This window comes from Psychromonas sp. KJ10-2 (assembly GCF_047323255.1).
GTDB lineage: Bacteria > Pseudomonadota > Gammaproteobacteria > Enterobacterales > Psychromonadaceae > Psychromonas.
In genome coordinates this window covers 2,213,943-2,235,839 of sequence record NZ_CP178827.1, presented here as the reverse complement: position 1 = coordinate 2,235,839, position 21,897 = coordinate 2,213,943, and the positions used below count along the sequence as shown (strand labels likewise).

The following is a 21,897-nucleotide window of genomic DNA, read 5'->3' as shown; positions in this document are numbered from 1 at the left end:
TAAATTTGTTTCATAATGAGCTAAATAAGGTGCAATAAATTTAGGACATTGACGGTCAAGTATTTTGGGTAATTAGAACCTTTTGAATCTTATTGAGTCACAGCTATTCTCGCAGTGTTGTATTTATCATATTCATCACTTTATTTTGTATCGGTTTCGGAGTCATCATGTCCAGATTAAGGCAGTTCGGTTTATCATTTTTATTGTTCTTTGGGTTAATCAACAGTGCTTTTGCACAAGCTCCTGAAACAGGTTGGATCACCAATTTTAATCATCTACCGGTAAAAGTGAATTTACAGTTAACCGGCCAAGTTGAAGAAAATGCAGTGAATAGTATTTTAAATGTCAGTTTGGCGTCGGGTTGGAAAACCTATTGGCGCTCACCAGGTGAAGGTGGTGTTGCACCCACATTCGATTGGTCAACACAGTCTGCGAATATTAAGGATGTAGATTGGTCATGGCCAACGCCTAAACGTTATCCTGTGTTAGGGGTTGAAACTGTTGGTTATAAAGATCAAATTCATTTTCCGATGCAAATCACTTTAGATGACCCGAATCAAATGAGTCGTTTAAAAGGTACTTTAACCTTAGCTTCTTGTACAACTATCTGTGTATTAACCGATTATGAGATTAATTTAACCTTTAATCCGCAACAATTAACCATTAACGATGATGTTGCTTTTGCTTACGCTCAGGCTGTGAGTAGTGTGCCCATTTTAGTTGATCAAGCAGCGATTGAAGCGCAAAAAAATAATGCCAATATTACTGAGATAAAGAGTGCATGGGATCAAGCGAATCAACAAGTAGTTGTACAATTATCACATCAACTAGATTGGCAGCAACCAGACCTTTTTATAGATAGTAGTGACTCTGAATTAGAGAATGTCTTTTTCTCAAAACCGGTTCTTGAAGTTGCAGGCAAACAAGTCACGGCTACCTTTGATGCAACCAGCTGGGGAGGTGAAGTCGATTTAAGTAATGCCCTGGTTAATATCACCGTGGTTGATACTGATGTGGCAGTGGAAGTGGCAACTACATTAGGTAGTGACCCTATTTCAAGTGCTGGGCAATCTATTTTTTCAATTTTTCTAATTGCCTTACTGGGTGGTTTAATTCTGAATATTATGCCCTGTGTATTACCCGTTTTAGGGTTGAAATTAAGCTCAGTTTTAGGTGTAGATGGCAGTCAACGCTCGCAAATTCGTAAACAGTTCTTAGCTTCTAGTGTAGGTATTATCAGTTCGTTTTGGTTATTAGCATTATTTCTTTTAATACTAAAATTCTCAGGCGAAGCATTAGGCTGGGGAATTCAGTTCCAGAACCCTTATTTTATTGGCTTTATGGTCGTTGTTACAGCGTTGTTTACCGCCAATATGTTGGGCTTATTTGAAATCCAATTACCTTCTTCGATGCAAACTTGGTTAGCGACTAAAGGTGGACATAGTTATCTTGGCCATTATCTACAAGGTATGTTTGCTACCTTGTTAGCCACACCTTGTAGTGCACCCTTCTTAGGAACTGCTGTCGCTTTTGCTTTAGGTGCATCTCCTTGGCAATTATTTGCTATTTTCACGGCGTTAGGGATAGGCATGGCGCTCCCTTGGTTATTGATCGCTGTGTTCCCAAACATTGCAACATTAATGCCTAAACCAGGTAAATGGATGGGCACAGTCAAACTTATATTTGCGCTGCTTATTCTACTTACTTGTTTATGGCTAATTAGCCTATTAAGTAGTTTTATCGGTGTTACTTATACTGTGATGACTGCTTTGTTAATGGTGTTTATCTTTGCCATTTTAATTTGGAAAAAACACGGGAAACGCGTTTTTCTGATTAGCTTATTAAGTTTGTTCGTGGTGGTTTCCATAGCCTTTTTAGTGAATCATTTAACCGCTAAACATTGGGTTGACCCACTTCACGATGAAACACAGTGGGTGCCTTTGGATACACAAGTAATTCAACAGGAAGTCGCTAAAGGACATGTGGTATTTGTCGATGTGACAGCTAAGTGGTGTGTCACCTGTAAGGCGAATAAAATTGGGGTGTTATTACAAGAACCGGTTTCTAGCGAATTGCAAAAGCAAGATGTGATAGCGATGAGCGGTGATTGGACGGTGCGTGCTGATGATGTGACTGCCTATTTACAATCATTTAATCGTTATGGTGTGCCTTTTAATATTGTTTATGGGCCAGCAGCACCTAATGGTATTGAGTTATCTACTATTTTAAATAGCGATGATGTGATGAAAGCGATCCAACAAGCAAAAGGCCAATAACATGACTGATGAAAATGTTAAAAAGCCTAAAAAAGGCTGGGGTAGTCACCTTAAGTCCGGTGCTATTTATATACTGCTAGCCTTAGCATTAGGTTGGGGTGTTGATTTATGGCGAGCTCAATCAATAGCATCAGGTAAAGCACCTGCATTAGTGGCAACTAGCGTGCAAGGTGAGCAGGTTGATTTGATTGCCATGAGCCAAGAAAAGCCAGTACTAGTCTATTTCTGGGCAACTTGGTGTAGTGTTTGTACGACAGTGTCACCTTCGGTGAACTTTGTTAGCGATGGTATGCAAGTGGTGAGTATTGCTTTGAGTTCAGGAAGTGAAGAGCGTGTACAACAATACCTGAATGCAAAAGATTATGATTTTACGGTACTAAATGATCCTAAAACGGTGATCAGTCGAACTTGGGGCATTAGCTTAACACCCACTTTAATTGTGGTAGATAAAGGTGAAATTACTGCGGTAACCACTGGTTTTACTAGCCCATTTGGCATGTGGGCAAGAATGCTATTAAGTTAAGCGATATCTTTTAAAGTAAGGAAGTTGTTATTAAAAGCACTTCCTTACTTTTTCTTTTTATTGTAATGGTTTAGCAAATACCTGTGTCCAATAATATTGATAGTCTGCATCGCTATTCACTGCGCAAGCTAGACCCATCTCCTGTGCATTTTCACTCATAATATTAATACAATGACCTTCACTTTCCATCCAACCATCTACTGCGTCTTGCACTGACGTTTGACCGGCAGCGATATTCTCAGAAACGTAGCTCCACTCATAACCTTGTGCTGTGACTCTGGTACCAACTGTGCTGTCATCTAAACCGGTATGACTAAAGAAATTATAGTTAGCCATATTTGAAGAATGCTCTTCTGCAGCCAAGGTTAATACTGAACTCCAAGTAACGGCATCTACGGCAGGGTAAGTGGTCGCTCCACAGGTTTGTGACTCGGCTCGTAGTTGATTAATCAGAGTTAACGCTTCAATTAAGTTATCTTCGCAACTCATTGCGCTGTAATCGGTTGAATCTGTGGTTTCGTCAGTACTTGTTTCCGTTGAGTCTGTTTGCACTGTCGTGCTACTTGTATTGCTTGTCGCCTCTGTCTCTACTGTGCCGCTACTATTTGAAGAGCTACTGCCACAAGCCGTTAATGATAAGCCACAGCATAACAATGCTAACCAAGATTTCATGATAATGTCCCTTTTAATATGTTTATGTATATCGCAGCAGTAGACCACAACTGTGAGTTGATAGTTCCATCAAAAAGTGAAATCAAAAGGGGGAAAGAGTTGCGTTGTATGTTAGTAACACACTCATAATAAATACCATGAGTGTGTTACTGGTCAGGTGAGTTAGTCGCTTAACTTAGGTCCTGCTGAAAGTAATATTTTGCCTTCTTCTTTATCCGTGTAACGTGCAAAGTTATCAATAAATAGATGCGCTAATTTTTCAGCTTTATGGCCCCACTCTGCAGTATCTGCATAGGTATCTCGTGGATCTAAGATACTACTGTCTACATTAGGTAGGCTAGTAGGCACTTGTAAATTAAATAAAGGGATAGTCGTCACTTCCGCTTTTTCAATCGACCCATCTAAGATTGCATCAATAATGCCACGTGTATCTTGGATTGAAATACGTTTACCCGAACCATTCCAACCGGTATTTACTAAATAAGCTTCAGCGCCACAAGCTTCCATTCTTTTCACTAACTGTTGTGCGTATTGCGTTGGATGCAGGCTTAAAAAAGCAGCTCCAAAGCAAGCTGAGAATGTAGGTGTTGGTTCAGTAATACCACGCTCAGTACCAGCCAGTTTAGCGGTAAAGCCAGACAGGAAGTGGTATTGTGTTTGTGCTTTGGTTAACTTAGAAACAGGTGGTAATACACCAAATGCATCTGCAGTTAAAAAAATCACTTTTTTAGCGTGGCCACCTTTAGATATCGGTTTAACGATATTTTCAATATGGTCGATCGGGTAAGAAACGCGTCCATTTTCTGTTTTGCTGGCATCGTCATAATCGACTTGGCCTTGATCGTCGATCATGACGTTTTCTAACAAGGCGTTGCGTTTAATCGCACCAAAAATATCTGGCTCCGCCTCTTCGCTCAGACGAATTGTTTTAGCGTAGCAACCCCCTTCAAAGTTGAATACACCTTGGTCGTCCCAGCCATGTTCATCATCACCAATTAATGCGCGTTTTGGATCTGTGGATAAGGTGGTTTTGCCTGTGCCTGATAAACCGAAGAAGATAGCGGTATCTCCTGCCTCCCCGATATTAGCTGAGCAATGCATAGAAGCCATGCCATTTAACGGTAATAGGTAGTTCATCACCGAGAATAAGCCTTTTTTCATCTCTCCACCGTACCAAGTACCACCGATGATTTGTACTTTTTCGGTTAGGTTAAATGCAACAAAGTTTTCAGAGTTAAGCCCTTGTTGTTGCCAATTTGGATTATTCGTTTTAGAGCCATTCATCACTACAAAATCAGGTTCAAAATCTACCAACTCTTCCTCTGTAGGACGAATAAACATGTTTTTTACAAAATGAGCTTGCCATGCAACTTCCATAATAAAGCGAACCTTCAAGCGAGAATTTTCATTCGCACCGCAGTAAGCATCTACTACAAATAGTTTTTTATTAGAGAGTTGCTCTGTGACAATTTGCTTGAGTGCATTCCAAGTACTTTGATCAATAGCTTTATTATCATTCTTACCCTGGTCACTCCACCAAACCGTATCGCGAGTGGTGTCGTCTTTGACAATGTATTTATCTTTAGGTGAACGCCCTGTAAATATGCCCGTATCAACAGCCACAGTTCCATTGCTTGTAATAATGCCTTTTTCATAGCCACTTAAAGACTCCGCAGTTTCTTCCTTAAACAGTGTTTCATAACTCGGGTTGTATAAAATTTCCGAGATATTTGTGATGCCGTATTCTTTCAGTTTTGCAGTCGATAGTGGTGTTTGGGCCATGGTTTTTCCCCTTTATAGCCAATATTAATTTTATGAAAAAAATCTAATGTAACCATTCGGAGAGTAAGGGAATTATGCTGAGATAAGTGGGATCATTGTCTGATTTTTAGGCAAAAAAATGCCACGGAAAAATATCCATGGCAACTTTGTGACATCACACTTTTGTATGATAAATCAATGCTTTTGATTTGTAGAAGTGAAAAGGATTTGTAAATCTTTCTCTTTGAATGAATAGGTTGTTGCACAATACTCACAACGCATATCAATACTGTCTTGTTCTTCTAAAATATCTTTGATCTCTTCTTCATCTAACGAGGCTAATGAAGACAAGCAACGCTCTTTTGAACAACCACACACAAAGTTAATTGGTTGGGTCTCAAATAGGCGAACTTTTTCCTGATGATATAAGCGGAATAATAGATCATCATTTTGCAGTGTGTAGATCTCTTCTGCTTTAATTGTATTGGCTAATGCACATACATGTGCAAAATCTTCTTCATGGGTTTCGCTGTGTGCAGGTAAAGTTTGAATCAATAAACCAGCTGCTTGCACAGGAGTGCTAGCACTATCTGCAAATAGGCTTATTTTAGTCGCAAGCTGTTCAGATTGAACAAAGTAATCTTCTAAACAAGCGGCTAGCGTTGCTTTTTCTAATGCCACAATACCTTGGTAACGTTCGCCATTATCAGGGGTGATGGTGATCATTAGGTTGCCTTTACCAATTAATTCAGAAAAAGATAAACCAGTTGTATCGCCTTGATAACGTGCAGTACCACGGACTTCAAGGTTTTGGTTCGCATTAATAACTGCCATGCTTAATGGACCATCGCCCTGAATTTGAACTGCAATTTTACCTTTAAACTTTAATGTTGCAGTTAGCAGACTGGTTGCGATTAATAACTCTCCAATTGTATTGGCTACTTCTACTGGGTAGTCGTGATTAGTCACACACTCTTCAAAAGCTGCATGTGCCTGTGCGATTTCGCCACGAATCTCGAAGTCATCAAATAGGAAGCGTTGTAGTTGGTCTGTCATAAATTCTCTCAATATTTATAGGTGCAGCATTATTCAAAATTAGCTGTATTGCGTTGTGTTTTTGCCTGTATTAGTTCGCGGCGTTCTTTTTTATTAGGTTTTCGGTCCGGATGTGGTGCATTTTGTAAACTTAATTTGCGTAACATCTGGTGCTGCTCTCGCTTGCCAACACTTTTTTCAGTCTCTTGATAAAGTGTTTGTGCGATCGGCGCGCCTCGTCGCTGCTCTGATAATTGCTCAACGACCACTTCGAATAAAAGTTCACCTTGACGAATCGATAAGATAGCGCCCACTTCAACGTTTTTACTGGCCTTACAGCGTTGCCCATTATAATGGACCTTGCCGCCTTGTACCATATCTCGCGCTAAACTACGGGTTTTATAGAAACGTGCGGCCCATAGCCATTTATCTAGTCTAACAGTCTGTATTGTCATAAATTCTTAACTCAAAAAACGTATTTTAGTATAGTAAAAATGAGTGCATTGCTAAATTACTATTGCTTAGTGAACCATTATTAATATAAGTGTACTCGGTTACTTTTAAAATATTTAGCCTATAAGGTAACTTACCTTGCTGTGCAAAATGGTTAAAAAGTACTAAGTTATTTTAATTACTCACAGGGTATGCTTAATTAATGTGACCAGTGTCACTTAACAAGTGAGGCCAAAACTTGATAATTCAAGGCCAAGCTATGACATAATATTCGTTATAAACTTGTGACATAAAAACTTTTATAAAAGTGTTATCTTATCAACAGCTAAGCTTTTAACTTACAGCCTAAGTCTCATGAATATTGAAATTTTCTGCTAATTGTTATTTTATAAAGCGCTTCATTAGCATTAATATGATATCAATGATGTTTGATACTCAATAATTCAGTAATAGGATGAGAATATAGGCAATGATTTCCATACTACCCCAAATATTATTGGCAGTGATCTGTAGCTCGGTAGCTTACCAGTCTGCATTATTGACCTTATCTATCTATCCAGAGTCAGAAAGTAGCCATAATTGGACGCCAACCACTGAAAGAAAAGTGAATGAGAGTAATAGATTAAGTACCCAAAAATTACAGGAACAAGCTATTTTTGGTCGTTATCAAGGGAAAAGCATCGTTTATCAACAAGAACAGATTGAAGCCCCTAAAACGCGTTTAAAACTTACCTTAGTTGGCATAGTTGCTGCCACCGACCCAAGACTTTCTAGTGTTATCATCGAATATAAGCGTTCTCAAGATAGTTATTTTATTGACTCTGAAATCCCTGGTACAGATGCAGTGGTCACGGAGATCTATCAAGACCGTATTATTATTAATGTGGATGGCGAAGAACAAACTTTGATTCTAGATGGTTTAGAAGAGGAAAACGAACGTTTAGCTAAGCTGGAAAAAGGCGAAGAAGTACGTGCTAAAAGATCCACGAGCAGCAATAAACGTAGTAGCCGCGCTTCAAAAGTAAAAGAGATCCCGTTAGATAGAGATGAGTTAGTCGATGACCCGGTAAGTTGCTTGATTACGTGCGTATTTCGCCAGTAAGAGAAGGTGACCAAATTAAGGGATATCGTGTTAACCCAGGTAAGAATCCGGAGTTATTCGAAGAAGCCGGATTAAAAGCCGGTGATTTAGCGGTTGAATTAAATGGGGTGGATTTAACCGATATCACCCAAGCAGTAGGTTTAATGAAAGAATTTCCAACTATGACTGAGATGAGTTTAACAATTGACCGTGATGGTGAATTGAATGAATTATATTTTAGTATTCCATAATAATAATAAATAAAGTTTTAATCGCTGAACTATTAATTGTCATAATATATTAATAGCGAGATTATAAGCAGAAGTAGCAAGCAATGAGGTTGTAATGATGTTAGGAATAAAGAAAAAGACTGGTTAGCTTTTTGGGGGCTAGTGTTTTTGTTTTGTTTTCACAGTCTGCTGTAGTAGAAGCTGCAGAGTATTCTGCTAGTTTTAAAAATGCTGATTTAAATGAGTTTATTAATATTGTTGGTAAAAACTTAAATAAAACCATCATTTTAGACCCATCAGTACGCGGTAAAATTAATGTACGTAGTTATGACCTACTTAATGAAAGCCAATATTACCAATTCTTCTTAAATGTATTAGAAGTATATGGCTTTGCGATTGTTGAAATGGATAACGGCATCATTAAAGTCATTAAATCCAAAGATGCGAAGGTTGCTGCGATTCCTGTTATCGACGATGACAGTGAGTACAAAGGCGATGAGATGGTTACCCGTGTTGTACCTGTTATCAATGTATCAGTAAGAGAGCTTGCGCCTTTATTACGTCAATTAAATGATAGTGCTGGTGGTGGTAACGTGGTGCATTACGACCCTTCAAACGTTATTATGATCACTGGTCGTGCGGCGGTAGTAAATCGTTTAGTGAAAATTATTCATCGTGTGGATAAAGCCGGTGACCAAGAAGTGGATATTGTTAAGTTGCGATTTGCCAGTGCCCTCGACATGGTTAATATGATCAACTCTATTCAAGAAACCTCAACCAGCTCTAAAAGCAGTTCTACGAGTGTACTTAAACCACGTTTAGTCGCCGATGAAAGAACTAACTCAGTGATTGTGAGTGGTGAGCCAAGTACGCGAAGCCGTGTCATCAAACTGATCAAGTCTTTAGATAGTGAACTGAAAAATAACGGTAACACACGTGTTTTCTACCTTAAATATGCTGATGCAAAAGAAGTCGCTCAGGTATTAACAGGCGTTAGTAAAGGTCTAGAAGACCCTTCTTCGAAGAAATCGAGCAATAGTAGTAACGATTCTAATTTAAATATCCAAGCACATGAACCAACTAACTCGATCATCATTTCCGCACAACCTGCGTTAATGTCGTCATTAACTAGCATTATTCACCAGTTGGATATTCGCCGTGCGCAAGTGTTAGTGGAAGCTATTATTGTAGAAGTGTCTGAAGGTGACGGTGTTCGTTTAAATGTTCAATGGGGTAGTACTTCAGGTTTAGGTACTCAATTTAACGACAACGGTGCATCGTTAACTGATTTAGCGACGGGTGTATATGCCATTGATAATGATGAAGATGACTATGAAGATCTATCAAGTGCGTTATCTTCTATTTCAGGTGGTGTAGCCGGTTATGTTAACAGTGATTGGGCCGTCATTATTCAAGCATTAAGTTCTACCAGTACTTCAAATATCTTGGCAACACCGAGTATTACGACGCTTGATAATCAAGAAGCAAGCTTTATTGTTGGTGACGAAGTACCGGTATTAACAGGCTCTACATCGAGCACTTCTAACGATAATCCATTCCAGACCATTGAACGTAAAGAGGTTGGTATTAAGTTAAAAGTGACACCTCAGATCAATGAAGGTGATTCAGTACAAATGGTTATTGAACAAGAGGTATCAAGTATTCAAGGTCAAACTTCAGTGGATGTGGTGTTTGCTACTCGTTCAGTGAAGACCTCTGTGTTAGCTAAATCAGGTGAAACCATTGTAATTGGTGGTTTAATCGATGAAGAAGTGAATGAGACGGTAGATAAAGTGCCATGGTTAGGTGATATCCCATACCTTGGTGTGTTATTCCGTTCTACTCAAAGTTCTACTGAAAAACGCAACCTAATGGTGTTCTTACGTGCAACGATTATTCGTGACGATGAAACTATGATGCAACTCAGCCAACGTAAGTATGGCTTAATGCGTCAAATACAGCTGAGCCAAGGTGTTGATGGTGTTGCGCTAATGCCTGAAACTGAGGTCCCACTGTTGCCACATTGGGGTGAGTCCGTTGAAATTGATCCAAGAACGTTTTTAAAGTCAGAGCGTGAAAGCAATCACGAGATTGATTTAGAAAAAGCGGATAAAGCGATATGAATAATGTGAGTGATGTCGATAGTGCATTAGATCCGGAGGTTGTAGAGTTTACACCTTCGGGGCAATTGCCTTTTACTTTCTCTAAAAAGCATGAATTGGTGATGTCCCACGACGGTCCGAATAGTACTTTGTGTTTTAAACAACCACCTTCAGTGGAGTTATTAGTCGAGGCAAGACGTGTGATAGGTCATGCTTTTAGTACCCAACAGGTGGACAATGAAACCTTTGATAGGTTAGTTGCGCGTGCTTATCAATCTTCTTCATTGGAAGCGCAGCAACTAATGGAAGATTTGGGGGCTGATGATTTCTTTACCCTAGCTGAAGAATTGCCTGCCGATGATGATTTATTAGAGGCCGAAGATGATGCGCCGATCATTAAGTTGATCAACGCTATGTTAGGAGAAGCGATTAAAGAAGAAGCATCGGATATTCATATTGAAACCTTTGAACAAACCTTGGTTATTCGCTTCCGTATCGATGGTGTTTTACGTGAAATACTAAAACCGCAACGCAAGTTAGCAGCGCTATTAGTCTCTCGTATTAAAGTAATGGCTAAATTGGATATTGCTGAAAAGCGTATTCCGCAGGATGGTCGTATTTCATTACGTATTGGTGGTCGTGCTGTTGATGTACGTGTCTCAACCATGCCTGCGAGCCACGGTGAACGCGTAGTTCTACGTTTATTGGATAAAAATGCCGTTAAGCTGGATTTATCTACACTAGGAATGACGCCTAAAAATCATAAATTACTACAAAATTTAATTCATAAACCACATGGTATTATCTTAGTGACGGGCCCAACGGGTTCAGGTAAAAGTACCACGCTTTATGCAGGTTTATTAGAGATAAACTCGCGCGATAGGAACATTCTTACTGTTGAAGATCCTATTGAGTATGCCATCGATGGCATTGGTCAAACACAAGTTAATACCAAGGTAGATATGACCTTTGCACGTGGTTTACGTGCGATTTTACGTCAAGATCCTGATGTGGTGATGATTGGTGAAATCCGCGACTTAGAAACTGCAGAGATCGCCGTACAAGCTAGTTTAACTGGTCACTTAGTATTATCTACCTTACACACTAATACTGCCGTTGGTGCAGTAACTCGTTTACATGATATGGGTGTAGAGCCTTTCCTTTTATCATCGAGTATTCTAGGTGTGCTTGCGCAACGTTTAGTACGTCGTTTATGTCCACATTGTAAAGTTGCTCATTCTGCTACTGATTCTGAAAAAGTGATTTTAGGGAAAGCGGAAGATGAACAAGCGATTATTTATCGCCCTGACGGCTGTATGCAATGTAATCACACTGGGTATCGTGGACGTACCGGTATTCATGAGCTGTTAGTGGTCAATGAAGTAGTGCGTGAACTTGTCCATACTGGTGCAGGTGAACAGGCTATTGAGCGTGAAATTCGTAAAACCTCAGAAAGCATTCGCGACGATGGTATCCAGAAAGTATTGGCTGGTCTAACAACGTTAGAAGAGATTTTACGTGTAACAAGAGAGGATTAGTGTGGCTACTTTTTCTTATAAAGCGATAGACGCAAAAGGCAAACAGAAAAAAGGCACGCAAGAAGCTGATTCTGCACGTATGCTACGGCAGCAGTTACGTAATGCAGGCATGATGCCGCTAGAAGTGGAGGCGATTGCTGCAAAACGTAAAAAAGCTGGTAAAAGTTTTATTCAAACCAAGATAAAAACCACCGATTTAGCGCTTATTACCCGCCAGCTTTCTACTTTAGTGGCCTCATCGATTCCCATTGAAGAATCGTTACAAGCGGTTGCTGACCAATGCGATAAGCCAAAAATTAAAGATATGATTTCGGCGGTACGTGGTGGTGTTATCGAAGGTTATAGTCTAGCCGATAGTATGCGTAATTACCCGATGATCTTTGATAACCTGTTTTGTGCGATGGTGGCAGCGGGTGAAAAGTCTGGTCATTTAGAAAAAGTATTAGATAGACTCGCAGATTACGAAGAACAGCGCCAAGAGATGAAAAGCAAGATGATGCAGGCGTTGATCTACCCAATCGTATTAACGCTGGTGGCTATTTCAGTGGTGGCGATTCTATTAACTTCAGTGGTGCCACAAGTTGTTGGGCAATTCCAACATATGGGCGCTGACCTACCTGCCTCGACTAAATTTCTCATTGCTACCAGTGATGCACTGAGCGCTTATGGTTTGTATTTTGTTGGCTTGTGTATTATCGCCTTTTTATTATTTAAACATTACTTACGAAAAGCTAAAAATCAGCTACGATTTGATCGTGCTCTGCTTAATTTTCCAGTTGTTGGTAAAGTGGTGAATGAACTTAATACAGCACGTTTTGCCAGAACATTAAGCATTTTAAATAGCAGTTCAGTTCCCTTGCTTGAAGCCATGAGCATTGCTGGTAATGTATTAAGTAATCTACATATACGTTTAAAAGTAGGAGAGGCGGCTGAACGAGTCAGAGAAGGGACAAGTTTAGGGCGAGCATTAGCTAGTACGAAGCTGTTCCCACCTATGATGTTACATATGATTGCCAGTGGTGAGCGTAGCGGCGAGTTAGGTAATATGTTAGAACGTTCAGCAGATAATCAAGATAAACAGTTTTCGGCGCAAGTGACATTAGCATTAGGTTTGTTTGAGCCGGCATTAGTTATTTCCATGGCGGGTGTTGTGTTGTTTATTGTTGCCGCAATTTTACAACCAATATTAGCGCTTAATAATTTGGTCTCAGGATAGCTGAACCATTTCTCAGAAAATAAAAAAGGACAAGAAAGTGAAAAAATCAACTTCAACGCAACAACAAAAAGGTTTTACTTTACTGGAGATCATGGTGGTTATCGTGATCCTAGGTGTATTAGCAGCTATGGTGGTACCTAACCTCATCGGTAACAAAGACAAAGCTGATATCCAAAAGGTGAAATCAGATATCGTTGCTTTAGAGAATTCTCTGGATATGTATAAGTTAGATAACAGCGTTTATCCAACAACAGACCAAGGCTTAGAAGCGTTAGTATCAGAGCCAAGCGTGTCACCAACACCACGTAATTACCGTGAAGATGGTTATATTAAACGTCTTCCACAAGACCCTTGGGGTAATGATTATGTCTTAAATAGCCCAGGTGAAAACGGCAAAATCGACATTCTATCTGTGGGTCTAGATGGTGAAGAGGGTACTGATGATGATATCGGTAACTGGAATTTACTTGATAAATAGTCATTAGGATTAAGTGCGCATGTTGCGACATCGCAATCGAGGTTTCACGCTATTAGAAGTCATGCTGGTACTGTTATTACTCGGTATGGTTTCTGTTAGCGTAGTGATGACTTTACCCAGTAGCGGCAGTACTACTGAAAGCACTGAATGGCATGCCCAACGTTTTAGCACCTTGGTGCAGCTTGCTCAAGATCAGGCTCTTATTTTAAATACAGAGTTTGGTATTCAGTTTAATGAACAGGGTTATACCTTCACATCTTATGATGTAACCACTAAGCAGTGGATACCGATTGTTGATGAGCGTATTAAAGGCGATGTGACATTTCCTGATGATATGCTCGCTGAATTTGATTTATCCGGTAGTGTTTGGGGTGAATTAGAAGCAGTACAAAATAGTGCAACCGATGATTCATTTATTAGTGACTCTGAGCGTGTAAATATTGGTGAGGAAGAGCAGAGCACATTGCAACCTGTGATTTATATTATGGCGAGTGGCGAAGTGACTCCCTTTAGTTATACCTTCTTTAATACTGGTGATACTAGCCATGATGTCACCGTTAAGGTGTCCATGACCGGTGTGATCGATGTGATTAAAGAGTATGACGGTGAATAAAGCTAACGCTAAAAAAGCATTCAACAGCAAGCGGGCATGACCTTATTAGAGGTGATGTTAGCCTTGGTTATTTTAGCGACTGCAGGGTTAGCTGTAATGCAGGCAGCTTCTGAATCCTTACGTAATCAGGACTATTTACAACAAAAAACCTTTGCCACCTGGATTGCTAGTAATCGCCTTGCTGAACTAAAAATAGAGGAAGAGTGGCCTGGTTTAAACTGGGAAGAAGAAGAGGTCGAGTTTGCTGGTGTAACATGGTATTTACGCTACAAAGGTGTGAAAACCAGCAATAATAGTTTTAGAGCATTAGATGTTGAAGTGAGTGATACAAAAGATGGTCAAGCATTGGGGTATATAAGGACTTATGTTGCACAATAAACAAGGTCAGCGTATCTCAAAAAATCAAGGTTTCACCTTAGTTGAAATCCTGGTCGCCATTGCTATTTTTGCCATGCTCAGCTTTGCTGCTTATCAGATATTGCAAGGTGTATTACGTAGCGGTGAAATAAGTCGTGAACATGATCAAAACTTAAAAGAGATCCAACGCGGCATGTTGTTGATAGAGCGGGATTTTGTGCAAATGGTTGCTAGAACATCGCGTACCGAAGGGACTGACGACGAAGATTTACAAGTTTTATATGCTGGAGATGGAATCCTAGATTCTGAATATGAAGGGATTGAGTTTAATCGTTTAGGCTGGTTTAACCCACTTAATTTATTACCTCGATCTCAATGTGTTACGTGTTGGTTATCGTGTTCAAGATGGCCAGTTACAACGTTTATATTATTTACATCCGGATACTATTTCCGGTGAAGAGCCTGAACAACAAGTTATTTTAAATGATGTGGAAGGGTTATCTTTTCGTTTTTGGGATGATACCTGGGTAACAACATGGTCATCCAACTCTGAATTACCAACGGGGATTGAGATCACCATCAACAGTAAACATTATGGCGAGCTAAGACGGGTATTTATCTTAGCGGCTAGTGAGGTCGGAGATTAATGTCAGTGCCGTATAAACAACAGGGCATCGCATTAATCACAGTACTAATGATCTTAGCGATCATGGTGACGGTTGCTTCTACCATGACGGGTAGAATGACCTCTAGTTTATTGCGCACTGAGGAGTTAATTACTCAGACAAAATTTATTGGTACGGGCAAGCTACGGTTGAATTCAGCCGAATGATTTTAGAAGATGATTTTGAAGACAGTGATATTGTGAGCTTAAATCAAACTTGGGCAACGCCAGATTTAGTGTTTCCCGTGGATGAAGGTCAAATCACCGGTAATATGGTGGACTTCAGAAGTTGCTTTAATGTCAATGCATTAGCAACTCAGGAAGACGATGATGAAGATGAAGAACCATTAGCGGTTAGCCAATTAAAACGTTTGTTAGAAGAGTTAGATGTAGAAGAAGGTACCGCAGATACGATTGTTGAATCTGCGCGAGATTGGGTTGATAGCGATGATTCAGCAGATGAATCAGAAGGGGCTGAAGATCGTTATTACGAATCTTTGCAAGTACCACATTTAACCGCAAACAACTTAATGGTCGATATTTCAGAGTTACGTTCTGTGCAAGGTGTCACAGCGGAAATTTACGAAAACATTAAAGATTACTTATGTGCATTACCCACCTCTGAACAGTTGATTAATGTGAATACGGTCAGGCAAGATAAAGCAGCTTTATTATATTCGCTGTTTTCAGAAGATTTAGATTTTAGTGTGGAAGATTTTGAAGAGCTTATTGATGATAGACCTACCAGTGGTTGGGAATCGGTAGAGGAGTTCTTATCTGAAGATTTATTGGATGGAGAGTCAATTTCTGATGAAGAACAAGCGCAATTAAGTGTCACCAGTGATTATTTTCAATTTTATGGTGCAGCAGAATTTGACCAACGTGTAATAGTATTAAAGCTATTATTTAATATAGAGAGTGAAGAAGCCACCGAGATTCGATTCCAATATGCAGGGATAGATGAGTTGGTTGGCGCTGGAGAGGCTCAGTGAGTGAACAATTAATTATTCGCCTAGCAAGTGAAGCACATCAGACAATTCATTGGTTAATATGGTCTGAGAAAGAACAAGAAATTATTGCTTCTGGCGAATTAGATAATGCAGAAGCCTTAACCTTATTAACTGAAAAAGCACAAACACGTAAAGTCATTTGTTTAGCGCCGAGTGTTGATATTACCTTAAAGTCGGTAGCGATTAAGGGCAACTTTACACGTCAACTACAACAAGCCTTACCTTATATGCTTGAGGATGAGTTAGCCAGTGATGTAGATAAATTACATTTTTCTGTGTTGTCTAAAAAAGTCGATCAAATTGAAGTGGCTATCTGTTTTAAATCTAAAGTGCAACTTTGGTTAGATTGGTTAGAGGCCGCTGAAATATTCTGTCAGCGTTTAATTCCTGAAGCGCTAGCATTACCATCCGCAGATGAAACACAATGGCAAGCTTTACAACAAGGCAAGCAATGGTTGATTCGAGAAAGTGCTTTCCGTGCTTGGAGTTGTGAAGATGAAATGCTTGCCGATGTACTTGCCTTACGTTTACAACAAAATACACAACAAGTGATTCAAAGCTATAGCCCTCTGCCTGATATTCCAGTAGGACAATGGGTCGCAGCATCGCCTGTATTGCCTATGCAGCTGTTAAGTGAAGGCGCCATTCATAATCAGTCCAACTTATTAACGGGTGAATTTGCAGTACATAAAGAAAACCACTTACAGCTACATAAATGGAAAGGGGTAGCGGTTGCTGCCGGGATATTATTTGTAGTATTAGTGGTTAATCTATTTGTGAAAATAGAGCAGACTGAACAGCAAACCTTAGTGGTTAAATCACAGGTAGAAGATGTTTACCAAGCTGCTTTCCCTGAACAAGGTCGATTAAGATACAGCCGTATTAAAAAGCGATTAAAAACTCTCTTAGCAAGCACTAATATTGATCAAGAAGAGACAGGCCTATTGATTATTTTAAATGACCTACTGCCTGCTTTAAAAGCGGTACCAAGTATCAATATTTCCAACTTAAAATACACCAGTAGAAATCAAGAGCTGAGCTTAACAATCAGTGCAAATAGTTTCCAAGCCTTTGAGCAATTCGCTGCTAATGTACCATCTCGTTATAATTTTGAGCAGGGAACGTTAGGTAATAATGCAGATCGTATCGCGGGTACAGTGACTGTGAGGGTTAAATAATGTTTGAACAAATTAAAGATTGGTGGGAAAGCATTAGCCAAAGAGAGCAACAACTTACCTTTATTTCTGCGGTTATTCTGTTTATTGCTTTTATCTACTTTATTGTGTGGCAACCCTTAGCGAACAACTTAGCGGCCAGCGAACAACAACTTAAGAACGCACAACAAAGCTTAGAATGGGTGAAAGTGAATGCTAATAAAGTGATCAGTGCTGGTGGAGTTAATCAAGACACAGGTAAAAGACAAACATTGTCACAACTCATCAATAGCAGTGCTAAACGTAACCAAATTAATATAACGCGTATTCAAAGTCGTAACGACACAGTGGATGTCTGGATAAATCAAATTGAATTTAACCAGTTTATTGATTGGATAACTAGCCTACAAAATCAGCATAAAGTGAAAATTAATAGTGCCGATTTAAGCCAAGACAAAGTGCAAGGTTTAGTAAAAATTAACCGTTTAACATTAAGTTATTAATAAAATTAAAGGCAGTCAATGAAAATCAAAATCGCCATTTTAGTCGTCTTAGTTTATCTCGCGACTTTAATTATTAAATTACCTGCTGCTTTAGTAGTGGGTTGGATCCCATTAAATGGCCTTAAGATAAAAAATGTCAGTGGCACGATCTGGCAAGGACAAGCACAAGAAGTAGAAGTAAATCGAAAATTAAGCTTCGATAACGTTAAATGGAACGTTAGTGTAATGGATTTATTAACATTAAATCTAGCTGGTGATGTCTCTTTTTATAACGGCCCTGATGCTATGTCTGGCAAAGGTTTTGTTAGTTATGGTCTATCGGGTACCAAAGCAAGCAATGTCATCTTAGACCTAACTGCAAAAGAGCTGCTGACATTATTGCCGATGCGTTTACCAGTGAAACTTGAAGGTAACTTATCTGCTGTGATTAAAGAAGTTGTGCAAGGTCAGCCTTATTGTCAACAACTGCAAGGTAATGTGTTGTGGCAGAATGCCGTTGTTAATAGCCAGTTAGGCAGAGTAAACCTTGATTCTCCAACAGTTGAGCTAGGTTGTGATGACGGCGATATAACCGCTTTTGTTAATCAACAGTCTGATGAATTAACAACTGCATTAGATATTACCTTAAGCGAGGCAGGTGTTTATAAGCTAAATGGAGAAATTCAGGGAACCGATAAATTAGCGCCTTCGGTAGCTAAGTCTCTTAATTGGATTGGTCCTAAAAATGCCAGTGGTGCAACCACAGTGACTTTTAGTGGCCAACTGTAGTTTGATTTAAGCGTGTTTTTGCAGATAACCTTAGTCGTTGAATAAAAATAACGTGATAGCTGGTATTTAACCATGTATGAATATACACTGTGTATGTTTACAGTTTATTAATGCGTGGAGATCCTAATGAAAGAGCTAACTAAACGCCAAGGCGAAGTTTTAGATGTAATTAAAGATCAAATAGCTAAGACGGGTATGCCACCAACGCGCGTGGAACTGGCAAAGATTCTTGGTTTTAAAAGTGCGAATGCTGCTGAAGAGCATTTAAAAGCACTGGCACGTAAAGGTGCGATTGAAATCTTATCGGGTACTTCTCGTGGTATTCGTGTTGTGACTGAGCACAAAGATAATGAAGTAGTAGTGGAAGGTTTACCATTAATTGGTAAAGTCGCTGCTGGTGAGCCTATATTGGCACAAGAACATGTTGAAACCCATTACGATGTAGATCCTTCATTATTTCACCCAACAGCGGATTTTCTATTACGTGTACAAGGTGAAAGTATGAAAGATATTGGTATTATGGATGGCGATCTATTAGCGGTACATAAAACTCAAAATATCAATAATGGCCAAGTAGTTGTTGCACGCGTTGAAGAAGATGTCACCGTAAAACGTTTTTATCGTGATGGAAAGCAAGTGACCTTAAAAGCAGAAAATAACTTGTTTGACCCGATTAAAGTGGACTTAGAATACCAAGCTTTTGATATTGAAGGTATTGCTGTAGGGGTTATTAGAACTGCAGATTGGATGTAACTATAAAAATCACCTTAAAGTTGGTGGTATAAATTGTTAAAAGAGAGAACAAATGAAACCTTTAATTATTGTATTTACTTGTATCATGATGGGGTTTTGTTTGTTATTCGGAGTGTTACAAGCAAGCGCTTTAAATACAAGTAGTCGCCTACCTTTTGTCACTGACAATAAAGCCTTAGTCTTAAATCAGTCTCACCCTGTTTTACCTGATTTTGCCTTTCAAAAAGCTGGGAAAGTAGCCTTTACAAATGCTTCTTTAAAAGGAAAATGGACGTTGTTTTTTGTTGGTTATACTTTTTGCCCTGATGTTTGCCCAACAACTTTAGCTAACCTAGATCGCGTTTATCCATTGCTACCCAATGATCCAGATAACACTACCCAAGTGGTGTTTGTATCAGTTGATCCCAACCGCGATAAAGCTGAGCAACTAGCCGATTATGTGAATTACTTTAACCCTAATTTTATTGGTGTCACAGGCACACATAAACAGTTATGGCCTTTTGTTACGCAACTTGGATTAATCTACAGTATTGTTGAAGAGAGTGAGCAAGAGCAGTATTACTTAGTTGATCACAGTGCTTCTATTGTGCTGATAAATCCTGAAGGAGAGTTTCACGCTACCTTTAAATCAGTGCGTAATGAGCAGGGGATTAATCAGGTTGATATGGACTTAATGGTGGAAGACATTAAAAAGATTCAAGCGAGTTATCAACAAGGTAAAACAATTTAATAACTGTTTTATAACCAGTAACCAGTAACCAGTAACCAGTAACCATTAACATTCGCTAATGGTTACCTGTCGGGATTTATAGCGATTTTGTCCAAAATAATGCGCTGCCATACTCTGGATCTAATTGGTAATCTGAAAAGCCTAGTGCCTCGTAAGCTTTACAAGCTACTTCATTACCACTTAATACTTCTAAGGTTATTTTACAACACTCACGAAACTTCGCTAACTCTTCAATTCGTTCAAATAAATGTTTGGTTAATCCATTGCCTCTATAATCAGAATGAACCACTACATCATGAATATTAAACAGTGGTTTACAAGCAAAAGTAGAAAAGCCTTCAATAGCTGTTAATAAAGCAGCAGGTGTCTCGCCATCAAAAATCAATACAATAAACACATCTGTACGTTTCATTAAACTAGGCACTAAATTTTGTTTAGCGTAGTCACTAATATCTTTACCGCCACCCATAGGATCACTAGCATAGTGAGACATCAAACTAAGATATGCTTTAGCATGTTGAGGGTTGTTTAAGTCTGCAATAAGCGTTTTAGTTTCTAGCATAGTCATTCCTTTCATATTATTGATTGATGTAGGCAGTCTAACGAAAGCATTAGGTAGATACTAGAATAGTCGATCAATAAAGGGAGGTGATGCGGTGCACATCATACTCATCGCATCGCTTTATACGATTAAAGTTGAAATACTGATGATATGAAATGTTCAGAAACCACAATTAATGATGTTTAAATTTAATTATGATGTTAGACTTCTAGACATCTAAACGTTTATTTGTAGAGGAAACTAATATGCCAATTCGTATTCCAGACGATTTACCTGCATCGAGTATTTTAAAATCTGAGAACATCTTTACGATGTCCGAGACACGCGCAAGTCACCAAAATATCCGTCCGCTACGTGTATTAATTTTGAACTTAATGCCGAAAAAATTGAAACAGAAACACAATTGATGCGTTTGTTGTCTAATACACCTTTGCAAGTTGATATTGAGTTATTGCGTGTAGATGCACGCGCTAGCCGTAATACGCCTCAAAAACATTTAGATAAGTTTTACGGCGACTTTGAGCGCCTTAAAGAACAAAAATGGGATGGTTTTATTATTACTGGCGCACCTCTAGGTACTATCCCCTTTGAAAATGTTTACTACTGGGAAAAGTTTACTGAAATTGTTGAGTGGTCTCGCCACAATGTTACCTCAACATTATTTTTATGTTGGGCGGCACAAGCGGCGTTAAAAATATTTTATGACCTGGATAAAGTGACACGCGATGATAAATTATCAGGCATTTATCCACATAAAACACATCACCATCAACATCCTTTAGTACGTGGTTTTGATGATGAGTTTTGGGCTCCTTTGTCACGTTATGCTGAGTTTGATAGCGCTGAAATTCAAGAAAAAACCGACCTAACGGTTTTTGCAGATGAAAAAGAAGCGGGTGTGTATTTAGCTGCTAGCCCAGATTGTCGTCAAGTGTATATTACGGGTCATCCTGAATATGATGCGAGTACTTTACATAATGAGTACTTGCGAGATTTAGAAGAAGATTTAGAGCCTGAATTGCCGATAAATTATTATCCGCAAGATGATGCAAACCAACCGCCAAGAGCGATTTGGCGTAGTCATGGCAACCTCTTATATAGTAACTGGCTAAACTATTGTGTTTATCAGGTAACGCCATATGACCTAACAGATTTAACGTAGTGATAGGGTTATAAAGCTTACTTAAAAAAATTTTTTAAATTTATTTATTAAAAATACTAGCTAAATTGAAAACCCTTCCTATACTTATTTATGAGTAAGGGAGTTAACAGTTACATTTACTCTTGTGATAACAATCGTTGTTACAAAAACAGGTTCCTAGAGAGAGTTTGTTGTTTGTAATGGACTTTCTAAAGACGTTAATAAAATAAATTTTTATAATTTAATCAAGAGATTATGGAGGTACAGTTATTTTTAA

24 protein-coding genes and 1 pseudogene are annotated in these 21,897 nt (G+C 39.0%); 20 read left to right on the top strand and 5 right to left on the bottom strand.

The genetic code is table 11. The features are described from left to right. The first annotated feature begins 167 nt into the window (after positions 1–167). Positions 168–2,276, top strand: a complete 2,109-nt coding sequence (locus ACLKL2_RS10695; protein WP_413691608.1) for a protein-disulfide reductase DsbD family protein — start codon at positions 168–170, stop codon at positions 2,274–2,276. 1 nt (position 2,277) lies between these two features. Then, positions 2,278–2,799: a protein disulfide oxidoreductase gene (locus ACLKL2_RS10690; protein WP_413691606.1), complete on the top strand. Its 522-nt coding sequence runs from the start codon at positions 2,278–2,280 to the stop codon at positions 2,797–2,799. A gap of 57 nt (positions 2,800–2,856) precedes the next feature. Here the strand turns inward: ACLKL2_RS10690 and ACLKL2_RS10685 are convergent, their stop codons facing one another. The 4 genes from ACLKL2_RS10685 to hslR all read right to left on the bottom strand — a co-directional run bounded on the left by ACLKL2_RS10685 (position 2,857) and on the right by hslR (position 6,722). Then, positions 2,857–3,471, bottom strand: coding sequence for a CAP domain-containing protein (locus ACLKL2_RS10685; protein WP_413691604.1), 615 nt, complete (start codon positions 3,469–3,471; stop codon positions 2,857–2,859). A gap of 162 nt (positions 3,472–3,633) precedes the next feature. Further along, a complete protein-coding gene (gene pckA, locus ACLKL2_RS10680) occupies positions 3,634–5,253 on the bottom strand; it encodes a phosphoenolpyruvate carboxykinase (ATP) (protein ID WP_413691603.1) in 1,620 nt (539 codons plus the stop codon). A 174-nt stretch (positions 5,254–5,427) separates the two neighbouring features. Further along, complete coding sequence (gene hslO, locus ACLKL2_RS10675; RefSeq protein WP_413691602.1) at positions 5,428–6,288, bottom strand: Hsp33 family molecular chaperone HslO; 861 nt, start codon at positions 6,286–6,288, stop codon at positions 5,428–5,430. A 29-nt stretch (positions 6,289–6,317) separates the two neighbouring features. Continuing rightward, positions 6,318–6,722 carry a ribosome-associated heat shock protein Hsp15 gene (gene hslR, locus ACLKL2_RS10670; RefSeq protein ID WP_413691600.1) on the bottom strand — a complete coding sequence of 135 codons (405 nt, stop codon included), beginning with the start codon at positions 6,720–6,722 and terminating at the stop codon, positions 6,318–6,320. A 467-nt stretch (positions 6,723–7,189) separates the two neighbouring features. On the opposite strand from hslR, the gene ACLKL2_RS10665 reads away from it, so the two are divergent. The 17 genes from ACLKL2_RS10665 to ACLKL2_RS10585 all read left to right on the top strand — a co-directional run bounded on the left by ACLKL2_RS10665 (position 7,190) and on the right by ACLKL2_RS10585 (position 19,917). Further along, the gene (locus ACLKL2_RS10665; RefSeq protein WP_413691599.1) at positions 7,190–7,822 is read left to right on the top strand and encodes a type II secretion system protein N; all 633 of its coding nucleotides are present in this window, start codon (positions 7,190–7,192) and stop codon (positions 7,820–7,822) included. Beyond that, on the top strand, positions 7,804–8,052 hold the full coding sequence (locus tag ACLKL2_RS10660; RefSeq protein ID WP_413691598.1) for a hypothetical protein: 249 nt from the start codon (positions 7,804–7,806) through the stop codon (positions 8,050–8,052). The genes ACLKL2_RS10665 and ACLKL2_RS10660 overlap by 19 nt, the downstream gene beginning before the upstream one ends. Positions 8,053–8,183: 131 nt before the next feature. Then, positions 8,184–10,154 carry a type II secretion system secretin GspD gene (gene gspD / locus ACLKL2_RS10655; protein ID WP_413691596.1) on the top strand — a complete coding sequence of 657 codons (1,971 nt, stop codon included), beginning with the start codon at positions 8,184–8,186 and terminating at the stop codon, positions 10,152–10,154. Next, positions 10,151–11,671 carry a type II secretion system ATPase GspE gene (gene gspE / locus ACLKL2_RS10650; protein WP_413691595.1) on the top strand — a complete coding sequence of 507 codons (1,521 nt, stop codon included), beginning with the start codon at positions 10,151–10,153 and terminating at the stop codon, positions 11,669–11,671. The genes gspD and gspE overlap by 4 nt, the downstream gene beginning before the upstream one ends. Position 11,672: 1 nt before the next feature. After that, on the top strand, positions 11,673–12,887 hold the full coding sequence (gene gspF / locus ACLKL2_RS10645; RefSeq protein WP_413691594.1) for a type II secretion system inner membrane protein GspF: 1,215 nt from the start codon (positions 11,673–11,675) through the stop codon (positions 12,885–12,887). A gap of 37 nt (positions 12,888–12,924) precedes the next feature. Continuing rightward, a complete protein-coding gene (gspG, locus tag ACLKL2_RS10640; protein WP_113820438.1) occupies positions 12,925–13,365 on the top strand; it encodes a type II secretion system major pseudopilin GspG in 441 nt (146 codons plus the stop codon). A 19-nt stretch (positions 13,366–13,384) separates the two neighbouring features. Further along, the gene (gene gspH / locus ACLKL2_RS10635; RefSeq protein WP_413691593.1) at positions 13,385–13,978 is read left to right on the top strand and encodes a type II secretion system minor pseudopilin GspH; all 594 of its coding nucleotides are present in this window, start codon (positions 13,385–13,387) and stop codon (positions 13,976–13,978) included. A gap of 18 nt (positions 13,979–13,996) precedes the next feature. After that, positions 13,997–14,356, top strand: a complete 360-nt coding sequence (gene gspI, locus ACLKL2_RS10630) for a type II secretion system minor pseudopilin GspI (RefSeq protein ID WP_413694299.1) — start codon at positions 13,997–13,999, stop codon at positions 14,354–14,356. Continuing rightward, positions 14,343–14,792, top strand: a complete 450-nt coding sequence (gspJ, locus tag ACLKL2_RS10625; protein ID WP_413691592.1) for a type II secretion system minor pseudopilin GspJ — start codon at positions 14,343–14,345, stop codon at positions 14,790–14,792. Before gspI ends, gspJ (ACLKL2_RS10625) begins: the two co-directional genes overlap by 14 nt. Beyond that, on the top strand, positions 14,713–14,982 hold the full coding sequence (gspJ, locus tag ACLKL2_RS10620) for a type II secretion system minor pseudopilin GspJ (protein WP_413691591.1): 270 nt from the start codon (positions 14,713–14,715) through the stop codon (positions 14,980–14,982). Before gspJ (ACLKL2_RS10625) ends, gspJ (ACLKL2_RS10620) begins: the two co-directional genes overlap by 80 nt. After that, positions 14,982–15,167 carry a hypothetical protein gene (locus ACLKL2_RS10615; RefSeq protein WP_413691590.1) on the top strand — a complete coding sequence of 62 codons (186 nt, stop codon included), beginning with the start codon at positions 14,982–14,984 and terminating at the stop codon, positions 15,165–15,167. The genes gspJ (ACLKL2_RS10620) and ACLKL2_RS10615 overlap by 1 nt, the downstream gene beginning before the upstream one ends. Then, positions 15,164–15,991, top strand: a complete 828-nt coding sequence (gene gspK / locus ACLKL2_RS10610) for a type II secretion system minor pseudopilin GspK (protein ID WP_413691589.1) — start codon at positions 15,164–15,166, stop codon at positions 15,989–15,991. The genes ACLKL2_RS10615 and gspK overlap by 4 nt, the downstream gene beginning before the upstream one ends. After that, positions 15,988–17,187, top strand: a complete 1,200-nt coding sequence (gene gspL / locus ACLKL2_RS10605) for a type II secretion system protein GspL (protein ID WP_413691588.1) — start codon at positions 15,988–15,990, stop codon at positions 17,185–17,187. The genes gspK and gspL overlap by 4 nt, the downstream gene beginning before the upstream one ends. Further along, positions 17,187–17,666, top strand: coding sequence for a type II secretion system protein GspM (gspM, locus tag ACLKL2_RS10600; RefSeq protein ID WP_113820433.1), 480 nt, complete (start codon positions 17,187–17,189; stop codon positions 17,664–17,666). Before gspL ends, gspM begins: the two co-directional genes overlap by 1 nt. 18 nt (positions 17,667–17,684) lie before the next feature. After that, positions 17,685–18,434, top strand: coding sequence for a type II secretion system protein N (locus ACLKL2_RS10595; protein WP_113820432.1), 750 nt, complete (start codon positions 17,685–17,687; stop codon positions 18,432–18,434). A gap of 126 nt (positions 18,435–18,560) precedes the next feature. Further along, positions 18,561–19,187 carry a transcriptional repressor LexA gene (gene lexA, locus ACLKL2_RS10590; RefSeq protein WP_113820431.1) on the top strand — a complete coding sequence of 209 codons (627 nt, stop codon included), beginning with the start codon at positions 18,561–18,563 and terminating at the stop codon, positions 19,185–19,187. A gap of 52 nt (positions 19,188–19,239) precedes the next feature. Then, on the top strand, positions 19,240–19,917 hold the full coding sequence (locus ACLKL2_RS10585; protein WP_413691586.1) for an SCO family protein: 678 nt from the start codon (positions 19,240–19,242) through the stop codon (positions 19,915–19,917). A 76-nt stretch (positions 19,918–19,993) separates the two neighbouring features. On the opposite strand, the gene ACLKL2_RS10580 is transcribed toward ACLKL2_RS10585, so the two are convergent. Further along, on the bottom strand, positions 19,994–20,479 hold the full coding sequence (locus tag ACLKL2_RS10580; protein ID WP_113820429.1) for a GNAT family N-acetyltransferase: 486 nt from the start codon (positions 20,477–20,479) through the stop codon (positions 19,994–19,996). 245 nt (positions 20,480–20,724) lie between these two features. On the opposite strand from ACLKL2_RS10580, the pseudogene metA reads away from it, so the two are divergent. Continuing rightward, a pseudogene (gene metA / locus ACLKL2_RS10575) lies at positions 20,725–21,641 on the top strand (homoserine O-succinyltransferase MetA). Positions 21,642–21,897 lie beyond the last annotated feature (256 nt).

Bases quoted from the DNA above. Each gene is read 5' to 3' on its own strand.
- gspJ (WP_413691592.1), top strand. From the start codon at position 14,343: ATGTTGCACAATAAACAAGGTCAGCGTATCTCAAAAAATCAAGGTTTC.
- hslR (WP_413691600.1), bottom strand. From the start codon at position 6,722: ATGACAATACAGACTGTTAGACTAGATAAATGGCTATGGGCCGCACGT.
- gspH (WP_413691593.1), top strand. From the start codon at position 13,385: ATGTTGCGACATCGCAATCGAGGTTTCACGCTATTAGAAGTCATGCTG.
- ACLKL2_RS10665 (WP_413691599.1), top strand. From the start codon at position 7,190: ATGATTTCCATACTACCCCAAATATTATTGGCAGTGATCTGTAGCTCG.
- ACLKL2_RS10690 (WP_413691606.1), top strand. From the start codon at position 2,278: ATGACTGATGAAAATGTTAAAAAGCCTAAAAAAGGCTGGGGTAGTCAC.
- ACLKL2_RS10595 (WP_113820432.1), top strand. From the start codon at position 17,685: ATGAAAATCAAAATCGCCATTTTAGTCGTCTTAGTTTATCTCGCGACT.
- hslO (WP_413691602.1), bottom strand. From the start codon at position 6,288: ATGACAGACCAACTACAACGCTTCCTATTTGATGACTTCGAGATTCGT.
- ACLKL2_RS10685 (WP_413691604.1), bottom strand. From the start codon at position 3,471: ATGAAATCTTGGTTAGCATTGTTATGCTGTGGCTTATCATTAACGGCT.
- ACLKL2_RS10580 (WP_113820429.1), bottom strand. From the start codon at position 20,479: ATGCTAGAAACTAAAACGCTTATTGCAGACTTAAACAACCCTCAACAT.
- pckA (WP_413691603.1), bottom strand. From the start codon at position 5,253: ATGGCCCAAACACCACTATCGACTGCAAAACTGAAAGAATACGGCATC.
- gspK (WP_413691589.1), top strand. From the start codon at position 15,164: ATGATTTTAGAAGATGATTTTGAAGACAGTGATATTGTGAGCTTAAAT.
- ACLKL2_RS10615 (WP_413691590.1), top strand. From the start codon at position 14,982: ATGTCAGTGCCGTATAAACAACAGGGCATCGCATTAATCACAGTACTA.
- ACLKL2_RS10695 (WP_413691608.1), top strand. From the start codon at position 168: ATGTCCAGATTAAGGCAGTTCGGTTTATCATTTTTATTGTTCTTTGGG.
- ACLKL2_RS10585 (WP_413691586.1), top strand. From the start codon at position 19,240: ATGAAACCTTTAATTATTGTATTTACTTGTATCATGATGGGGTTTTGT.
- gspM (WP_113820433.1), top strand. From the start codon at position 17,187: ATGTTTGAACAAATTAAAGATTGGTGGGAAAGCATTAGCCAAAGAGAG.
- gspE (WP_413691595.1), top strand. From the start codon at position 10,151: ATGAATAATGTGAGTGATGTCGATAGTGCATTAGATCCGGAGGTTGTA.
- lexA (WP_113820431.1), top strand. From the start codon at position 18,561: ATGAAAGAGCTAACTAAACGCCAAGGCGAAGTTTTAGATGTAATTAAA.